16 protein-coding genes are annotated in these 17,294 nt (G+C 57.0%); 6 read left to right on the top strand and 10 right to left on the bottom strand.

Going from position 1 to position 17,294, the window contains the following annotated elements; all coding sequences use genetic code 11:
- Positions 1 to 7: 7 nt before the first annotated feature.
- Genes NUX24_RS03930 through aspS form a run of 3 tightly spaced genes read right to left on the bottom strand, consistent with a single transcriptional unit; the run spans position 8 to position 2,993 of the window.
- Positions 8 to 748, bottom strand: a complete 741-nt coding sequence (locus tag NUX24_RS03930; protein ID WP_008500447.1) for a YebC/PmpR family DNA-binding transcriptional regulator — start codon at positions 746 to 748, stop codon at positions 8 to 10.
- Positions 749 to 775: 27 nt separating this feature from the next.
- Positions 776 to 1,219 carry a dihydroneopterin triphosphate diphosphatase gene (gene nudB / locus NUX24_RS03925; RefSeq protein ID WP_047652324.1) on the bottom strand — a complete coding sequence of 148 codons (444 nt, stop codon included), beginning with the start codon at positions 1,217 to 1,219 and terminating at the stop codon, positions 776 to 778.
- Between the two features lies 1 nt (position 1,220).
- The gene (aspS, locus tag NUX24_RS03920) at positions 1,221 to 2,993 is read right to left on the bottom strand and encodes an aspartate--tRNA ligase (protein WP_257830053.1); all 1,773 of its coding nucleotides are present in this window, start codon (positions 2,991 to 2,993) and stop codon (positions 1,221 to 1,223) included.
- A gap of 263 nt (positions 2,994 to 3,256) precedes the next feature.
- Between aspS and NUX24_RS03915 the strand changes: the two genes are divergently transcribed.
- Genes NUX24_RS03915 through cmoB form a run of 5 tightly spaced genes read left to right on the top strand, consistent with a single transcriptional unit; the run spans position 3,257 to position 6,837 of the window.
- A complete protein-coding gene (locus NUX24_RS03915; protein WP_257830052.1) occupies positions 3,257 to 3,823 on the top strand; it encodes a hydrolase in 567 nt (188 codons plus the stop codon).
- On the top strand, positions 3,820 to 4,638 hold the full coding sequence (locus tag NUX24_RS03910) for a DUF72 domain-containing protein (protein WP_257830051.1): 819 nt from the start codon (positions 3,820 to 3,822) through the stop codon (positions 4,636 to 4,638). The genes NUX24_RS03915 and NUX24_RS03910 overlap by 4 nt, the downstream gene beginning before the upstream one ends.
- Positions 4,639 to 4,689: 51 nt before the next feature.
- The gene (locus NUX24_RS03905) at positions 4,690 to 5,085 is read left to right on the top strand and encodes an MAPEG family protein (RefSeq protein WP_021240443.1); all 396 of its coding nucleotides are present in this window, start codon (positions 4,690 to 4,692) and stop codon (positions 5,083 to 5,085) included.
- 40 nt (positions 5,086 to 5,125) lie between these two features.
- Positions 5,126 to 5,869, top strand: coding sequence for a carboxy-S-adenosyl-L-methionine synthase CmoA (gene cmoA / locus NUX24_RS03900; RefSeq protein WP_193806461.1), 744 nt, complete (start codon positions 5,126 to 5,128; stop codon positions 5,867 to 5,869).
- Positions 5,866 to 6,837, top strand: coding sequence for a tRNA 5-methoxyuridine(34)/uridine 5-oxyacetic acid(34) synthase CmoB (gene cmoB / locus NUX24_RS03895; RefSeq protein ID WP_045887969.1), 972 nt, complete (start codon positions 5,866 to 5,868; stop codon positions 6,835 to 6,837). Before cmoA ends, cmoB begins: the two co-directional genes overlap by 4 nt.
- A 175-nt stretch (positions 6,838 to 7,012) precedes the next feature.
- On the opposite strand, the gene cutC is transcribed toward cmoB, so the two are convergent.
- Positions 7,013 to 7,756: a copper homeostasis protein CutC gene (gene cutC / locus NUX24_RS03890; protein ID WP_045355966.1), complete on the bottom strand. Its 744-nt coding sequence runs from the start codon at positions 7,754 to 7,756 to the stop codon at positions 7,013 to 7,015.
- A gap of 78 nt (positions 7,757 to 7,834) precedes the next feature.
- Positions 7,835 to 8,395, bottom strand: coding sequence for a VOC family protein (locus NUX24_RS03885; RefSeq protein WP_257830050.1), 561 nt, complete (start codon positions 8,393 to 8,395; stop codon positions 7,835 to 7,837).
- 240 nt (positions 8,396 to 8,635) lie between these two features.
- Here NUX24_RS03885 and argS point away from each other — a divergent pair, with 240 nt between their 5' ends.
- Positions 8,636 to 10,369, top strand: a complete 1,734-nt coding sequence (argS, locus tag NUX24_RS03880; protein WP_045404452.1) for an arginine--tRNA ligase — start codon at positions 8,636 to 8,638, stop codon at positions 10,367 to 10,369.
- A 35-nt stretch (positions 10,370 to 10,404) separates the two neighbouring features.
- Here argS and NUX24_RS03875 read toward each other — a convergent pair whose 3' ends face one another.
- The 5 genes from NUX24_RS03875 to flhB form a co-directional block, all read right to left on the bottom strand.
- Positions 10,405 to 11,544, bottom strand: a complete 1,140-nt coding sequence (locus tag NUX24_RS03875; protein WP_257830174.1) for a glycoside hydrolase family 105 protein — start codon at positions 11,542 to 11,544, stop codon at positions 10,405 to 10,407.
- A gap of 4 nt (positions 11,545 to 11,548) precedes the next feature.
- On the bottom strand, positions 11,549 to 13,132 hold the full coding sequence (locus NUX24_RS03870) for an MFS transporter (RefSeq protein ID WP_257830049.1): 1,584 nt from the start codon (positions 13,130 to 13,132) through the stop codon (positions 11,549 to 11,551).
- A gap of 262 nt (positions 13,133 to 13,394) precedes the next feature.
- Entirely contained in the window at positions 13,395 to 13,787 is a 393-nt protein-coding gene (locus tag NUX24_RS03865) for a flagellar protein FlhE (protein ID WP_047652334.1), read from the bottom strand.
- Positions 13,787 to 15,865, bottom strand: coding sequence for a flagellar biosynthesis protein FlhA (gene flhA / locus NUX24_RS03860; RefSeq protein WP_193806452.1), 2,079 nt, complete (start codon positions 15,863 to 15,865; stop codon positions 13,787 to 13,789). The genes NUX24_RS03865 and flhA overlap by 1 nt, the downstream gene beginning before the upstream one ends.
- Complete coding sequence (gene flhB, locus NUX24_RS03855; RefSeq protein WP_047652336.1) at positions 15,858 to 17,006, bottom strand: flagellar biosynthesis protein FlhB; 1,149 nt, start codon at positions 17,004 to 17,006, stop codon at positions 15,858 to 15,860. The genes flhA and flhB overlap by 8 nt, the downstream gene beginning before the upstream one ends.
- Positions 17,007 to 17,294 lie beyond the last annotated feature (288 nt).

Raw genomic sequence — 17,294 nt, 5'->3', positions numbered from 1 at the left:
GCTCTCATTAGAGAGTCGCTGCAACCTCATCAGAGATTTCACCGTTGTGGTACACTTCCTGCACGTCGTCGCAGTCTTCGAGCATGTCGATCAGACGCAGCAGTTTCGGTGCCGTTTCCGCATCCATGTCCGCTTTGGTGGACGGGATCATGGACACTTCAGCGTTGTCCGCTTTCAGGCCAGCCGCTTCCAGCGCGTCGCGCACGGCACCCATCTCTTCCCACGCGGTATAAACGTCGATAGCGCCGTCATCGAAGGTCACTACGTCTTCCGCACCGGCTTCCAGCGCCGCTTCCATGATCGCATCTTCGTCGCCTTTCTCGAAGGAGATGACGCCTTTTTTGCTGAACAGGTAAGCAACGGAACCGTCAGTACCCAGGTTGCCACCGGTTTTGGTGAACGCGTGGCGCACTTCCGCAACGGTACGGTTACGGTTATCGGACAGACATTCAACCATCACCGCAGTACCGCCAGGGCCGTAACCTTCATAAATGATAGTTTCCATGTTCGCGTCTTCATCACCGCCCACGCCACGTGCGATTGCACGGTTCAGGGTGTCACGCGTCATGTTGTTTGACAGCGCTTTATCAACCGCCGCGCGCAGACGCGGGTTAGAAGCCGGGTCGCCGCCGCCCAGACGCGCTGCTGTCACCAGCTCGCGAATGATTTTGGTAAAGATCTTACCGCGCTTGGCATCCTGTGCCGCTTTGCGGTGTTTGGTGTTGGCCCACTTACTATGACCTGCCATAAAAATATCCTCAAAGAGCGCGCCTTTTCAGGCAGCGTTAATTACAAATTCTTCAATCGCCTGCCGGTTGCTCCACGACTTGGTCAGTGCGGCGGCATCCGCCGCATTCACCCAGCGGTAGGTCAGGTGTTCGGTAAACACGATCTCCCGTTCATGGGGGAGCGCGAGACAGAACCACGATTCCGTATTGCGCTCGGTACCCGGCGCGTAGCGATGACGTAAATGGCTAAAAATTTCGAACTCCACCGTGCGCTGACAGTCCTTCAGGGTCAGTTGCTCGCGGACAACGTCAATGGCGACCTCTTCCTTTACTTCACGCGCGGCGGCCTGCGGCGCGGTCTCCCCCTCTTCCAGACTGCCGGTAACCGACTGCCAGAATTCAGGGTCATCGCGCCGCTGCAACATCAGCACCCGCTTCGTGTCTTCTGCATAAATGACCACCAGGACCGAAACGGGGAGCTTATATGTCATATCAGTTTTTCTCTTCCTTCTTCACCACCTCAATGCCCAGCTCAGCCAGTGCGGCCGGGTTGGCAAAGCTTGGCGCTTCGGTCATCAGACACGCTGCGGCAGTGGTTTTCGGGAAGGCAATAACATCACGAATGTTATCGGTGCCGGTCAGCAGCATGGTCAGTCGGTCAAGACCGAAGGCCAGACCCGCGTGCGGCGGCGTACCGTATTTCAGGGCGTCCAGCAGGAAGCCAAACTTCTCGCGCTGCTCCTGCTCGTTGATGCCCAGAATGCCGAACACGGTCTGCTGCATTTCACCGCTGTGAATACGCACGGAACCGCCGCCCACTTCGTAACCGTTGATGACCATGTCATAAGCGTTGGCGACAGCATCTTCCGGTGCCGCTTTCAGCTCTGCCGCCGTCATCTCTTTCGGGGAGGTGAACGGGTGGTGCATTGCAGTCAGGCCGCCTTCACCGTCGTCTTCAAACATTGGGAAGTCGATAACCCACAGCGGGGCCCATTTGTTTTCGTCGGTCAGGCTCAGGTCTTTGCCGAGCTTCAGACGCAGCGCGCCCATCGCATCCGCCACGACTTTCTTATTGTCTGCGCCGAAGAAGATCATGTCGCCGTCCTGCGCGCCGGTGCGCTCAAGGATCGCTTCCACGATGTCCGCGTTCAGGAATTTCGCTACCGGGCTGGTGATGCCTTCCAGACCTTTCGCGCGCTCGGTCACTTTAATATAGGCCAGACCTTTCGCGCCGTAGATCTTGATGAAGTTGCCGTAATCGTCGATCTGCTTGCGGCTCAGTGCTGCACCACCCGGTACACACAGAGCCGCTACGCGGCCTTTAGGATCGTTAGCCGGGCCAGCGAAGACGGCAAACTCAACGCCTTTCACCAGATCTGCTACGTCCACCAGCTCCATCGGGTTACGCAGGTCGGGTTTGTCAGAGCCGTAACGACGCTCGGCTTCAGCGAAGGTCATGATAGGGAAATCGCCCAGCTCAACGCCTTTCACGTCGTTCCACAGGCTACGCACCAGAGCTTCCATCACTTCACGCACCTGCTCGGCGGTCATGAAGGAGGTTTCCACATCGATCTGGGTAAATTCTGGCTGACGGTCAGCGCGCAGATCTTCGTCGCGGAAGCATTTAACGATCTGATAGTAGCGATCGAAGCCGGACATCATCAGCAGCTGTTTGAACAGCTGTGGAGACTGCGGCAGCGCGTAGAATTTGCCTTTATGAACGCGGGATGGGACCAGGTAATCGCGCGCGCCTTCCGGCGTGGCTTTGGTCAGCATCGGGGTTTCGATATCGAGGAAACCGTGGTCATCCATAAAGCGACGCACCAGGCTGGTGATTTTTGCACGGGTTTTCAGGCGCTGAGCCATTTCCGGACGACGCAGATCCAGGTAGCGGTATTTCAGACGCGCTTCTTCAGTGTTGACGTGGTTGGAGTCCAGCGGCAGCGCTTCCGCACGGTTAATGATCGTCAGATCGGACGCCAGCACTTCAATGGCACCCGTCGCCATGTCGGCGTTGACGTTTTTCTCGTCGCGCGCACGCACGGTGCCGGTAACCTGAATGCAGAACTCATTACGCAGCTCAGAGGCCAGCTTCAACGCATCTGCGCGATCCGGATCGAAGAACACCTGAACGATACCTTCGCGGTCGCGCATATCGATAAAGATAAGGCTACCAAGATCACGACGACGATTGACCCAACCACACAGGGTTACCTGCTGTCCGACGTGGGACTGACGCAGCTGCCCGCAATATTCTGTACGCATGAGATATCCCTTAATTAGCCGCAGGCTAAATGTCGCCTGGTATGCAGGCTACTATGTCGCAGCTTTCTGTATGTCACAACTGGATGAAAAAAGGCGGCTATTATACTGGAAATTCCGCCGGACGATAAGAGCGAACCACGGCCTGGCGGTCGTTTGCTGCACTCTTATTGCGCATTCTCACAAAAATTAACAAAATTATCCGCCCAGGAACAGGCCATCACGTCGTATGGTGTCTGGAAGTGATTCATTTAACGGGAGTAACGATGTTAACACTTGATGCCAGTAAAACCGCGCTTGTCGTGATTGATTTACAGGAAGGCATTCTGCCCTTCGCTGGCGGCCCGCATACCGCGGATGATGTGCTCAACCGCGCAGCTCGCCTGGCGGAAACATGTCGTGCCAGCGGTGCGCCTGTGGCCATGGTGCGCGTCGGCTGGTCTGCTGATTACGCCGAAGCGTTAAAACAGCCCGTTGATGCCCAGGCTCCTGCACGCGCCCTGCCGGAAAACTGGTGGACGTACCCGGCCTCGCTGGGTAAACGCGACAGCGATATTGAAGTGACCAAACGTCAGTGGGGCGCATTCTACGGCACCGATCTTGAACTGCAGCTCCGCCGTCGCGGCATCGACACCATCATCCTGTGCGGCATTTCCACTAATATCGGCGTGGAATCTACCGCCCGCAACGCGTGGGAGCTGGGCTTTAACCTGGTGATCGCCGAAGATGCCTGCAGCGCGGCTTCCGCGGAACAGCATCAGGGCAGCATGACCCATATCTTCCCGCGCATCGGCCGCGTGCGCAGCACTGATGAGATTGTCAGCGCGCTATGATGTACGTAGGCCTGCCCCAGTGGTCGCACCCGAAATGGGTGCGACTTGGCATCACCAGCCTTGAGGAGTATGCCCGGCACTTCAACTGTGTCGAGGGTAACACCACCCTGTATGCGCTCCCGAAAGCCGAGATTGTTGCACGCTGGCGAGAGCAAACGACCGATGACTTCTGCTTCTGCTTTAAGTTTCCGGCCACCATTTCCCACCAGGCCGCGCTGCGCAACTGCGGGGATTTGACCGAAGAGTTTTTTACGCGCATGTCGCCGCTGGCGAACCGCATCGGTCAGTACTGGATCCAGCTACCCGCCACGTTTGGCCCGCGCGATTTGCCTGCGCTCTGGCAGTTCCTTGATGCCCTGCCCCGCGAATTCACCTACGGCGTTGAAGTCAGGCATCCTGAATTTTTTGCCAAGGGCGAAGCGGAAAAAGCGCTCAATCGCGGCCTGCTCGAGCGTTCCGTTAACCGGGTGATCCTCGATAGCCGCCCGGTGCACAGCGCTGTCCCCCATAGCGAAGCCATCGTTGAGGCTCAGCGTAAAAAACCGAAAGTGCCGGTTCACGCCATCGTGACCGCGCATAACCCAATGGTCAGGTATATCGGCAGCGATAACATGCAGCAAAACCAGGCAATGTTCGCCGTCTGGCTGCAAACGTTAGCGAAGTGGGAACACACCACTACGCCGTATCTCTTTTTGCATACGCCGGATATCGCCCAGGCGCCCGAACTGGTCGATGCTCTGTGGCAGGCCTTGCAGGCTGCGGTGCCGTCCGTGGGCAGCGCCCCTTCCATCCCACAACAATCTTCTCTTTTCTGATATCACCCCCTATCATAGTGAAGTGCCATCTGCCAAAAACAGGGAGTTTGTATGGTCAGCGCGCTGTATGCGGTGTTAGGTGCATTACTGCTGATTAAGTTTTCATTTGATGTTGTGCGCCTCAGAACGCTGTACCGCGTCTCTTACGGTGACGGCGGATTTTCCGAGCTACAAAGCGCTATCCGCATTCATGGCAACGCGGTCGAATACATCCCCGCAGCCTTAATCCTGCTGCTGTTTATGGAGATGAATGGCGCAGAAACCTGGATGGTGCACATCTGTGGCTTGCTTCTTATTGCTGGCCGCCTGATGCACTATTACGGTTTTCACCACCGCTTAATCCGCTGGCGTCGTTCCGGCATGAGTGCGACCTGGTGTTCGCTTTTGCTGATGGTGCTGGCTAACCTGTGGTATATGCCGTGGGAGTTGGTTTTCTCCCTCCATTAGCGCACAATACGCCACTTTATTTTTCCCGGATTTTTACGTTATGTCAGATCGCGACACGCTTTTTTCCGCGCCTATCGCCAGCCTGGGCGACTGGACCTTCGATGAACGGGTAGCCGAAGTCTTCCCGGATATGATCCAGCGCTCTGTTCCCGGTTATTCCAATATTATCTCTATGATCGGCATGCTGGCTGAGCGCTTCGTTCAACCCGGCACGCAGGTCTATGACCTGGGCTGCTCGCTCGGCGCGGCAACGCTGTCGGTTCGTCGTAACGTTCACCACGAAGGCTGCCGAATCATCGCCGTCGATAACTCCCCGGCCATGGTTGAGCGCTGCCGTCGCCATATTGACGCGTATAAAGCCCCTGTTCCGGTAGACGTGGTGGAAGGCGATATCCGCGAGATTGAGATCAATAACGCGTCGATGGTGGTGCTGAATTTCACCCTGCAGTTCCTGGTGCCTGATGACCGCCAGCTGCTGCTCGACAAAATTTATCAGGGGCTGAATCCCGGCGGCGCGCTGGTGCTCTCGGAGAAATTCAGCTTCGAAGATGCCGAGGTTGGCGAACTGCTGTTTAATATGCACCACGATTTCAAACGGGCGAACGGCTACAGCGAGCTGGAGATCAGCCAGAAGCGCAGCATGCTCGAAAACGTGATGCTGACGGATTCCGTAGAAACCCACAAAGCGCGTCTGAGCAAAGCCGGATTTGAGCACAGCGAACTGTGGTTCCAGTGCTTTAACTTTGGCTCTCTGGTGGCGCTGAAAGCGGGAGAGTCCGCATGATCGAATTCAGTAATTTCTATCAGCTGATTGCCAAAAACCAGCTCTCCCACTGGCTGGAAACCTTGCCCGCGCAGATTGCCGCCTGGCAGCGCGATCAGCAGCACGGCCTGTTAAAGCAGTGGTCAAACGCGGTGGAGTATCTGCCCGAACTGACCCCGCATCGTCTGGATCTTCTGCACAGCGTCACCGCCGAGAGCGAAGAGCCGCTCCCGGCCGGACAGATCAACCGCATCGAAACGCTGATGCGTAACCTGATGCCGTGGCGTAAAGGGCCGTTTTCACTTTACGGCGTGAACATCAATACCGAATGGCGCTCGGACTGGAAATGGGATCGCGTTCTGCCTCACCTTTCCGACCTGACCGGGCGCACCATTCTGGACGTCGGCTGCGGCAGCGGCTATCACATGTGGCGCATGATTGGCGCAGGGGCGCATCTGGCGGTAGGTATTGACCCGATGCAGCTGTTCCTGTGCCAGTTTGAAGCGGTGCGCAAGCTGCTGGGTAACGACCAGCGCGCGCACCTGCTGCCGCTGGGCATCGAACAGCTCCCTGCCCTTAAAGCCTTTGATACCGTCTTCTCCATGGGCGTGCTGTACCACCGTCGTTCCCCGCTTGAACACCTGTGGCAACTGAAGGATCAGCTGGTCAGCGGGGGCGAGCTGGTGCTGGAAACGCTGGTAATTGAAGGCGATGAACATGCCGTTCTGGTCCCGGGCGATCGCTACGCGCAGATGCGCAACGTTTACTTCATCCCTTCCGCGCTGGCGCTGAAGAACTGGCTGGAGAAGTGCGGGTTTGTGGATGTGCGGATTGCCGACGTCAGCGTGACCTCGCTCGAGGAACAGCGCCGCACCGACTGGATGATCACCGAATCGCTGGAGCAGTTCCTCGACCCGGCCGACCACAGCAAAACCATCGAAGGCTATCCGGCTCCGATGCGTGCGGTGTTGATTGCGACCAAGCCGTAGTCCTTTAGCCGGGTGGCGGCTACGTCTTACCCGGCCTACGCACGATTTTGCAGGCCCGGTAAGCGAAGTGCCACCGGGCGCAGGAGAAAAAAAGGCCCCTGTTGAAATTGCAGGGGCCTGGTACAAGCAAGCATCATATTGGGCGACATGATGCGCGGTAAAAATCGGTACGTTGCTACACGTGATGGCGCTCAATCAGCGACTTCATTTCCGCAACCGACTCTCCCTCTACGCCATAGCGTGAATACTCATCCGCTTCAGCATCCGTCGACATTGACAATCCTGTATTGCGATAACGCATGGGCGAAGGTATCCATTTACCCGCGGAGCTGTGCAGCTCTTCTACCCCGGCGTTTAAAAACCGTTCCAGATTGCTGGCGCGGACTCCCGCACCCGCCATTATTATTGGAACACCGGAATGTGCTTTTAGTTCCGTAATTAATTGCAGTCCTTTTTCAGCTGACGCCTGCTGACCCGATGTCAGGATGCGCGCCACGCCAAGTTCTCCAAGCGTTTCAAAGGCCTGAAGCGGATCTTTACACATATCAAATGCGCGATGAAAAGTGACTGCCAGCCCCTGCGCGGCGCTCATAATCTGACGCATGCGCGGTATATCGATATTGCCGTCTTCATCCAGCAGGCCGGTCACCAGGCCAGGAAACCCCAGGTCCCGAACGAGCGCGATATCATCAAGCATGGCACTGAACTCGCCCGCCGTGTAACAAAAATCACCACCGCGCGGACGAATAATCGGGTGAACGGGAATGGTGACGGCCTGACGTGCAGACTTCAACACGCCGTATGACGGCGTCAGCCCGCCCTCTTTGGGTGCCGCACACAGTTCAATGCGGTCAGCCCCGTGCTTTTGCGCGGTCACGGCACACTCCACGCTGTAACAACAAATCTCCAGCAGCGCCATTTAATCCTCCTGAAACTCCACTAAACGAAACACCATGACACGCCGTCCGTTTTCAGTCCCGGCGTGAACTCACATCTCTTACGCTTCGCTGGCAACGATCTGCTCAATGGTCCACGGATGAAACTTCACCGTGACCTGTCCGTCAGTGACGGCCAGCGTCGGATTAGGTAACCGCTCGCGCTCGCCTTTGGGTGAACTCGTCTTCACAAAAATTCCCGGCTGGCTTAAGCCTTCGTCAGAAAGGAGGGCCAGCGCGCGCGCGTTCAACATCTCCGGCTCACCCGGCAGGACAATTTCGATATGTTCCCAGCCTTCGTGCGGATAGCGTTTCTCGCCCGGCCACGGCAGTTCAACCACGGTGAATTGCCAGTGCGCCACGTTGACCGGCTGATGCAGTTTGAACAGGCAAATAGGGCGACCGTTAATGATGTTCTCGGACAGCAACTCGCCGCACCGTTCGAACCCGCGACGCCAGCGCTCGGCGGTGGCATTCTGATGACAGCGCAAAGAGATGTGATCGGCCTCAAGCGGCGCGATATCCAGACCGAGACGGGTGGCAAGTTCTGTGAACGCCTGGGTAAAGCGCGGTAAATCTGCGGAAATATCATGCAGTTCGTCAATGGATTGCCAGTTCGCCATAAGTCACTCTCTTTTCATGTCGCAAAGCCGCTAATTTACTCTGTTGCCCTGTTTTGACCAACCGCAGAATCCGGTTTTTTGCGACTGCATGATTATGCACACCTTCACCGCCTGGATTCTGAGCAATCTTCAGGCCCCGCAATGCTGACGCCAGAGGGCATTTGCAGTATACTCCCGCCCTAAATTCTTTAACTGGCGCGGGCGGTTGTAAGCCCGCATCCAAAAACGTAAGGTATCCAGGTGAATATTCAGGCTCTTCTCTCCGAAAAAGTCAGTCAGGCACTGATTGCCGCAGGCGCGCCTGCGGATTGCGAACCGCAGGTTCGTCAGTCAGCAAAAGTACAGTTTGGCGACTATCAGGCTAATGGCGTGATGGCAGTGGCTAAAAAACTGGGCATGCCGCCGCGACAGCTCGCTGAGCAGGTACTGACGCATCTGGATCTTTCCGGCATTGCCAGCAAAACCGAAATCGCCGGCCCGGGCTTCATCAATATCTTCCTGGAACCTGCGTTCCTGGCAAGCCACGTTGACGCAGCGCTGAAATCTGACCGTCTGGGTGTTTCCCAGCCGGAGGCGCAGACCGTCGTGATCGACTACTCTGCCCCGAACGTGGCGAAAGAGATGCACGTTGGCCACCTGCGTTCCACTATCATCGGTGATGCCGCGGTGCGCACGCTCGAGTTCCTCGGTCACAAGGTGATCCGCGCGAACCACGTGGGCGACTGGGGCACCCAGTTCGGCATGCTGATTGCTTACCTGGAAAAACAGCAGCAGGAAAACGCGGGTGAAATGGCGCTGGCGGACCTGGAAGGGTTCTACCGCGAAGCCAAAAAACACTACGACGAAGACGAAGCCTTTGCCGAGCGCGCGCGCAGCTACGTGGTTAAACTGCAGGGCGGCGACCAATACTTCCTCGAGATGTGGCGCAAGCTGGTTGATATCACCATGTCTCAGAACCAGCTGACCTATAACCGTCTGAACGTTACCCTGACCCGTGACGACGTGATGGGTGAAAGTCTCTATAACCCAATGCTGCCCGGCATTGTGGCTGACCTGAAAGCGAAAAACCTGGCGGTAGAGAGCGAAGGCGCAACGGTGGTGTTCCTTGATGAGTACAAAAACAAGGAAGGCGAACCGATGGGCGTGATCATCCAGAAAAAGGATGGCGGCTATCTCTACACCACGACAGACATCGCCTGCGCGAAATACCGTTACGAAACGCTGCATGCCGACCGCGTGCTGTACTACATCGACTCCCGTCAGCACCAGCACCTGATGCAGGCGTGGACCATCGTGCGTAAAGCCGGTTACGTGCCGGATTGCGTGCCGCTTGAACACCACATGTTCGGCATGATGCTGGGTAAAGATGGCAAGCCGTTCAAAACCCGTGCGGGCGGAACCGTGAAGCTGTCCGACCTGCTGGACGAAGCGCTGGAGCGCGCCCGCCGTCTGGTGGCCGAGAAGAACCCGGACATGCCTGCCGACGAGCTGGAAAAACTGGCCAACGCCGTGGGTATCGGTGCGGTGAAATACGCGGATCTCTCCAAGAACCGTACCACCGACTATATCTTCGACTGGGATAACATGCTGGCGTTTGAAGGCAACACGGCGCCTTACATGCAGTATGCCTACACCCGCGTGCTCTCGGTGTTCCGTAAGGCGAACATTGATGAAAACGTACTGGCGAATGCGACAGTGACCATCACGGAAGATCGTGAAGCACAGCTGGCGGCGCGCCTGCTGCAGTTTGAAGAGACGCTGACGGTTGTCGCGCGTGACGGCACGCCGCACGTGATGTGTGCTTACCTGTACGATCTGGCGGGTCTGTTCTCCGGCTTCTACGAACACTGCCCTATTCTGTCTGCGGAAAACGAATCGGTCCGCAACAGCCGCCTGAAGCTGGCGCAGCTCACGGCGAAGACCCTGAAGCTGGGTCTGGATACCCTGGGTATCGAAACCGTAGAACGCATGTAATACAAAAAACCCGGCAAGCGCCGGGTTTTTTCTTATCAGAAATACTTCCGTAAATATTCCGTCAAACAGAGAATCGCCATCGCCTGTCCGTACGGCATAGACGTCAGCGGGATCTGGCGATAAAACTCAAGATCGCTGCCCATGCCCGTGCCGAACGACGTTTGCAACAGCTCGCCTTCCGGCGAAATATTTTTGACGATACCGCGAATCGCTTTTTCTGCCACTTCGGCATACTCCGCGCCAACGTAGCGCTTGCGCACGGCTTTCAGAATGCCGTAGGCAAACCCTGCCGTGGCGGACGCCTCAAGATAAGAATGTGGATCGTCGAGCAGCGTATGCCATAGCCCGCTGTCGTCCTGATATTTCGCCAGCGCGGCAATCTGCGCATTCAATACCTGCACCAGGTAGCGGCGCACCGCGTTGCTTTCCGGCAGATCCACCAGCTCAAGGAAGTCCGGGATGACGATGGTGAGCCAGCTGTTGCCGCGCGCCCAGCGGGCACGGGCAAAGTTATGATTACCGTCATAGCTCCAGCCGTGGAACCACAGCCCGGTCTCCCGGTCCATCAGGTTCTGCACGTGCAGCAGGAACTGATAGACCGCCTCTTCAACGTACTCCGGCTTATTGAGCAGCTTGCCGATTTTCGCCAGCGGCAGCACCGTCATCATCAGCGTGTCATCCCACATCTGTTGATGGTTTTCTTCCGCCAGGGTGATGTGCTGCATCCCGCCGTGTTCCGTGCGCGGCATCTCGGCCATCGCCCATTCCGCCCAGCTTTCCAGCCACGGCAGCCAGGCCTGATTTTTGGTCTCTTCGTAGCGATAAGCCAGCGTAAGGAACGGCGACATGGTATTCACGTTTTTGGTGGTCGCGCCTTCCGCAAAGCGGTCGGCAAACCAGCTGTCGATAATGTCTCGCATACCTTCATCGCCGGTCTGGCAGTAATACTGCCAGATACCGTACAGGCCAACGCCGTGCGTCCACTCCCATCCGGCCCAGCCTTTGGTGTCGATCACGCGCCCGTCGTCCAGCCGCAGCAAAAATTCACCCGTTTTATCTTGGATATTGACCAGACTATGCGTCACCTTTTGAATCAGCGATTTCAGCTCGTCCCGGGCGATAAAGCGCTCTGGCTGACGCAGTAACGGGCTATGTTTGACAGGCCAAACTTTCATCATCTTAACCTCTGTTGTATGTCGAATTCAGTACCGCGCGATCCTTCAGCGAAGGTGCCGCTGGCTTGTTGCGATTCAGATAGCCGATGTTGTTATTGCCCCACAGTGACTCATAAGGCATACCGGCCAGCATCTCGACGGTGGCGCGGGCGTGTGGCGTCGCTGACTCAGGCATCGCATGACCACACTCACGCATTTTCGCGGTCTCCTCGCGCAGCGTGCTGTGGGTCTGCAAATTGAGCCTGAAGCGCAGGGAAACGAGGAAGCCGCAGAACAGCACCAGGATGGTGCCCACGCTCAGGATCGTCAAAATGGTGTGGCTCACTTCCGCAGGCTGCACTTTCTGACCGCTGACAAAGCCGGACATCTGCATCACAATGCCCACCAGCATCACCGCACCGGCCTGTGAGGCCTTACGGGTCAGGGTCATGATGCCCGCGAAGATCCCTTCGCGGCGCTGGCCGGTGATCGCTTCATCCACGTCAGCAATGTACGTGTAGGTATTCCATGGCACATAGTTGATACCGCCGCGCCCCAGCCCAGCCACCGCAGAGATCAGCAACAGCAGAGCGTAAACGTCGCTCAGGCCCGCGTAATAGAGCACGGCGTAGGAAATTGACGCCAGGCCAAACAGCACCACCACCATGCGGTAGGACGGCGCAGGCCCGAAGCGGATACACAGCGGGATCATGGCGATAACCGCAAGGAACTGGAAGATGGCCATCGTGCCCAGCAAACTGGACGCCACTGACGCTTCCTGCATCAGCACGAACACCACGTAGTAGGTGAATACCGCGTTAAACACGTCCTGCGCGATATAGCCGCCGAGGTACATGCCCAGATGCTGACGGAAAATCTTGATGCGCAGCGTGGAGCTGAGCTCAACGATCAGGCGGTTGAGGCTCTGCCCCAGCGTCAGCTTCTTCTTCTCTTCTTCAGCACGCAGCGCCGCTTCAGACCACTCTTCGCGCGGGCGTTCCCAGGTGAAGCACCAGACGAAGGTCAGCATCAGCGCGCAGAGCACGGAGAAGACCAGGCTTGCGTAGAAGAAGGAAACCGCGTTGTCTTTCCCGAACCAGGTCAACAGGATCCCCGGCAGGAAGGAAGCCAGAATGGCGGACATCTGGGCCATAGCGATACGCGCCCCGGAGAACTTGGTTTTCTGCTTAAAGTCATCGGTCATTTCCGGCACCAGCGTTTCGTACGGCACCAGAATCATGGTGTAAACAATATCAAACACCAGATAGGTCAGCAGGTAGTACCCGAAGCTCATGTCCCCAACCCACATCAGCGAGTAGCTGAACACGCACGGGATCCCCAGCAGGATAAAGAACTTACGACGGCCAAAGCGCTTGCCGAGCCAAGTCGTACCAAAGTTATCGGTTAAAAAGCCCATCAACGGGCTAACGACGGCATCCAGCACCCTTGCCGCTGCAAAGATGAACGTTGCTTCGATCGGTGAAAGCCCGCAGAAGGTGGTATAAAAATATAAAAGCCAGGCCGCCGTCAGGGCCGTGGTACCCGCCCCGAGAAAATCGCCTGACCCGTAAGCAAGATAATTCGCGAGTCCAATTTTACGTGTTTTCATTGCCGTCAGCCCTAATCAGTTTCAGGAGACTCCCTGCAAACGCGCTTCGTCCGGGAGCTTTTATACGGCTACAGTAAATGCATCGACCTGTTGATACCTTTCTGTTTCTGCCACTCCAGAGAGGGTGTATGGCAAAAATACAAAGGGTAGGGTCACGCGCGTCACTGATTTATAAAACAGCGTTTCTATTTGATCAAAAGGAGAGGTCAGTTTTGAGAGCCAGCCATCAGAATGTCCTGATGGCTGGTGAAAAGGCAGGGTGTTAGCGATAGTTCACGATGACGGAATTACTCTGGACTTTCAGCGCCGGGATTAAGCGCCCCCCGCCCGGCACTTCCCAGATGAAACGCAAAGGTTCAATGGCCGGTACGCCGTTGAACGCCTGCGTCGTGCCATTTTCACCGTCGATTTCCGTGCAGCGCGTCTGAGAGCAGAGGCGCACTCGCAGGCCTGCGGGTGTTGGGCCAATCAGCCGGTAATTCCAGACCACAAGGCCCATCAGACCGGAAACCTCTTCAGCAGGTGCCAGCGGGTTAGATGACATGGCAACACCCCGGTTGCTGAGGGTCACTCCCATGCTGCTTGCCTGCCACGTGCCCTCCCCAGCAGCCTGCGCCACCAAAGGGAAAAGCAAAATCCAGATCCATTTACCCATTATTTTCCTCCAATCGTCGCGGTCATGCGGATATGACGGTTATCCGACAGCTCCAGATTCGACAGCACGACCAGCTGGTTCAGGCTACGACGCAGGAAGCGCGACAGCAGCGGACGTAGCGCATGGTTCACCAGCAGCACCGGCGGCGCCCCCAGCATCTCCTGACGCGTCAGCGCCTCCTGCGTTTGCGCCAGCAGACGATCCGCCAGGCCCGGCTCCAGGCCGCCCCCGCCCTGCAGGGCCTGCAGCAGCAGGCGTTCAAGCGGCGTATCGAGGCCAATGACCTGCACCTCTCCGGTTCCCGGGAACCACTGCTGGGTGATCGCGCGGCCCAGCGCAACGCGTACCACCGCCGTCAGCTCGTGCGGATCGTTTTGGATCGGCGCATGCTCGGCAAGGGTTTCGAGAATGGTGCGCATATCGCGGATCGGCACTTTCTCTTCGAGCAGGTTTTGCAGCACCTTGTGCAGCGTGGTTAAGGTCAGCACGCCCGGGACCAGGTCTTCCGTCAGCTTCGGCATCTCCTGCGTGACGCGGTCCAGCAGCTGCTGCGCTTCCTGACGGCCAAACAGCTCTGCAGAGAATTGCCCGATCAGGTGATTAAGATGGGTTGCCACCACGGTACTGGCTTCAACAACCGTATACCCCTGGATCTGCGCCTGCTCTTTCAGCGCACTTTCAATCCAGATAGCGGCCAGGCCAAAGGCCGGATCGATGGTTTGCTCGCCCGGCAGGGTGCCTGCGGCGGTACCCGGGTTAATCGCCAGCCAGCGGCCCGGATAGGCATCACCGCTGCCGATTTCGACCCCTTTCATGAGAATGCGATAGCGCGCGGGCGGCAGGTCCATATTGTCGCGGATGTGTACAACCGGCGGCAGGAAGCCCATATCCTGCGCGAATTTTTTACGGATACTGCGGATACGGCCAAGCAGCTCGCCATCCTGCTGGAAATCGACCATCGGGATCAGGCGATAGCCAACTTCCATTCCCAGGGAATCTTCCAGCTGAACGTCGTTCCAGGTCGCTTCGACGGCCTGGGTATTCTCCGGCATTTTTACCTGAACAGGTTCCGCTGCCGGTTTGATTTCACGGCCACGCATCCACCAGGCAAGCCCCAGCAGACCCGCCGTAAACAGCAGGAAGACGAGGTTTGGCATACCCGGCACCAGACCGAGCAAACCCAGAACCGCAGCGGCCAGCAGCATCACGCGCGGGTTGCTGAAGAGCTGGCCCACCATCTGCTCGCCAACGTCCTGGTCGGTACTCACGCGGGTCACAATCACACCCGCCGCCGTGGAGATAACCAGCGCCGGGATCTGCGCGACCAGACCGTCACCAATGGTCAGCAGCGTATAGCTTTCCGCCGCGTGGCCCATGTCCATCCCGTGCTGCAATACCCCCACCAGCAGGCCGCCGACCACGTTAATCACCATGATCAGAATGCCCGCGATGGCGTCACCGCGCACAAACTTACTCGCACCGTCCATGGAGCCGTAGAAGTCCGCCTCCTGCGTCACTTCCGAACGGCGTTTTTTGGCTTCATCTTCGGCGATAAGGCCGGCGTTCAGGTCGGCGTCGATCGCCATCTGTTTGCCCGGCATCCCGTCCAGCACAAAACGCGCGCCCACTTCCGCGATACGCCCTGCACCTTTGGTGATAACCATAAAGTTGATGATAACGAGGATAACGAACACCACGATACCGATAGCGAAATTGCCGCCCACCAGGAAGTGGCCGAACGCCTCCACCACTTTACCTGCCGCTGCCGCACCGGTGTGACCTTCCATCAGGATGATACGCGTGGACGCGACGTTCAGCGCCAGTCGCAGCAAGGTGGTAAACAGCAGAATGGTCGGGAATGCGGCGAACTCCAGGGTACGCTGGGTGAACATCGCCACCAGCAGCACCATAATCGACAGCGCGATATTGAAAGTGAAAAGCAGATCGAGGATGAATGCCGGGAGCGGCAGTACCATCATCGACAGAATTAGCAGGATCAGAATCGGTCCGGCAAGGATCTGCCATTGGGTCGATTTCAGGTTGCCGGGCAGGCGCAACATTGCCACCAGATTAGCCATCAGTGTCCTTCTCGTTCATAAAATCCAGCGCTGCAGGCACCGGAAGGTTCTCAGGTTTCACAGGCCGCTGACCGCCAGCCAGACGCCAGCGCTTCAACTGCCACACCCAGGCCAGCACTTCCGCCACCGCGGCGTAGAGTTGTCCCGGGATCTGTTGTCCAATGTCCGCATGGCGGTACAGGGCACGCGCCAGCGGAGGGGCTTCGAGGATCGGCACGCGGTTTTCAGTGCCAATTTCCCGGATGCGCAGTGCGATCAGTCCGGCCCCTTTCGCGACGACCTTCGGCGCGCTCATTTTGTTTTCGTCATAGCGCAGCGCAACGGAATAGTGCGTCGGGTTGGTGACGATGACGTCGGCCTTCGGCACATCTTCCATCATGCGGCGACGGGCGGCGGCACGCTGCATCTGGCGGATGCGCCCTTTTACGTGCGGGTCACCTTCCATCTGCTTATATTCGTCACGGATATCCTGACGCGACATACGCAGCTTTTTGAAGTGGGTATAAAGCTGGAAGATCACGTCAAAACCCACCATCGGGATAATGCTGAGCACCACCAGCAGCGCGCAGAGCCCAACCAGATTCAGCGCGTTGCTCATCGCGGTGAGAGGCGATTCGCTGATAAGACGCATCATTTCCGGCCAGTGGTACCAGAGGTAAAACCCCGCAGAACTGCCCATCAGCACCGATTTGAGAACGGCTTTAAGCAGCTCAGCCCCGGTCTGCGCAGAGAACATTTTCGCAATACCCGACAGCGGGTTCAGTTTGGAAAATTTTGGCTGCAGCGATTTGGCACTGAAAACCAGACCGCCGAGCATCACCGGTGAGACCAGCGCGACCAGCACGACCCCGGTAATCAGGGGCAACAGTGCGACCATGGCCCCTTTGATAAGCTGAATAATCTGGCTGAGGATCAGATTCGGATCGTTGACCATGCTGTGGTCAAAACGTAAGCCGGTGGACAACATTCCCGCCAGCTTGCGGGCGAGCGACTCCCCGCCCCACCAGATAATGCACACCCCTACGATAAGGATCAGCAGGGAGGTTAATTCTCGGGATCGGGGGATCTGCCCTTCCTCACGCGCCTTTTCTAGTCGGTGGGGTGTGGGGGCTTCCGTTTTGTCGTCGTTCTCTTCTGCCACAGTGCATGCTCAGCCCATTACGTCACGGGTATCATGCCAGCACAGCCTTTGATCAATGGGCTGATAAACCCCTATAACCGGGTCTTTTTATCCAGTTTAAGCCCACACTCCGCACGTTGGGTGAGAGAAGAGCGAACAAGTAATAACCGAAAAATAGAGTCCAGCTTTTGTGATCCGCTTCATATTACAAAATGAATTAAGCGCAGTTCAAAAGAACGTTTACTCTAAAAAAAATTTCGAAAGGAAATTAACATAGCCGTCAATTTTAACTACCTGGTATTGCAGGAA

It is taken from the genome of Enterobacter sp. HG048, from assembly GCF_024702055.1.
Classification (GTDB): domain Bacteria; phylum Pseudomonadota; class Gammaproteobacteria; order Enterobacterales; family Enterobacteriaceae; genus Enterobacter; species Enterobacter dykesii.
Note: the sequence above shows the minus strand (reverse complement) of the source record. Positions and strands in the feature narration are given on the sequence as shown.

What these genes read in the sequence shown, in the direction of transcription:
- NUX24_RS03930 (WP_008500447.1), bottom strand. Translation starts at nt 748, where the DNA reads ATGGCAGGTCATAGTAAGTGGGCCAACACCAAACACCGCAAAGCGGCA.
- NUX24_RS03885 (WP_257830050.1), bottom strand. Translation starts at nt 8,395, where the DNA reads ATGGCGAACTGGCAATCCATTGACGAACTGCATGATATTTCCGCAGAT.
- NUX24_RS03915 (WP_257830052.1), top strand. Translation starts at nt 3,257, where the DNA reads ATGTTAACACTTGATGCCAGTAAAACCGCGCTTGTCGTGATTGATTTA.
- NUX24_RS03870 (WP_257830049.1), bottom strand. Translation starts at nt 13,132, where the DNA reads ATGAAAACACGTAAAATTGGACTCGCGAATTATCTTGCTTACGGGTCA.
- NUX24_RS03875 (WP_257830174.1), bottom strand. Translation starts at nt 11,544, where the DNA reads ATGAAAGTTTGGCCTGTCAAACATAGCCCGTTACTGCGTCAGCCAGAG.
- nudB (WP_047652324.1), bottom strand. Translation starts at nt 1,219, where the DNA reads ATGACATATAAGCTCCCCGTTTCGGTCCTGGTGGTCATTTATGCAGAA.
- NUX24_RS03905 (WP_021240443.1), top strand. Translation starts at nt 4,690, where the DNA reads ATGGTCAGCGCGCTGTATGCGGTGTTAGGTGCATTACTGCTGATTAAG.
- cmoB (WP_045887969.1), top strand. Translation starts at nt 5,866, where the DNA reads ATGATCGAATTCAGTAATTTCTATCAGCTGATTGCCAAAAACCAGCTC.
- cmoA (WP_193806461.1), top strand. Translation starts at nt 5,126, where the DNA reads ATGTCAGATCGCGACACGCTTTTTTCCGCGCCTATCGCCAGCCTGGGC.
- aspS (WP_257830053.1), bottom strand. Translation starts at nt 2,993, where the DNA reads ATGCGTACAGAATATTGCGGGCAGCTGCGTCAGTCCCACGTCGGACAG.
- NUX24_RS03910 (WP_257830051.1), top strand. Translation starts at nt 3,820, where the DNA reads ATGATGTACGTAGGCCTGCCCCAGTGGTCGCACCCGAAATGGGTGCGA.
- NUX24_RS03865 (WP_047652334.1), bottom strand. Translation starts at nt 13,787, where the DNA reads ATGGGTAAATGGATCTGGATTTTGCTTTTCCCTTTGGTGGCGCAGGCT.
- cutC (WP_045355966.1), bottom strand. Translation starts at nt 7,756, where the DNA reads ATGGCGCTGCTGGAGATTTGTTGTTACAGCGTGGAGTGTGCCGTGACC.
- flhA (WP_193806452.1), bottom strand. Translation starts at nt 15,865, where the DNA reads ATGGCTAATCTGGTGGCAATGTTGCGCCTGCCCGGCAACCTGAAATCG.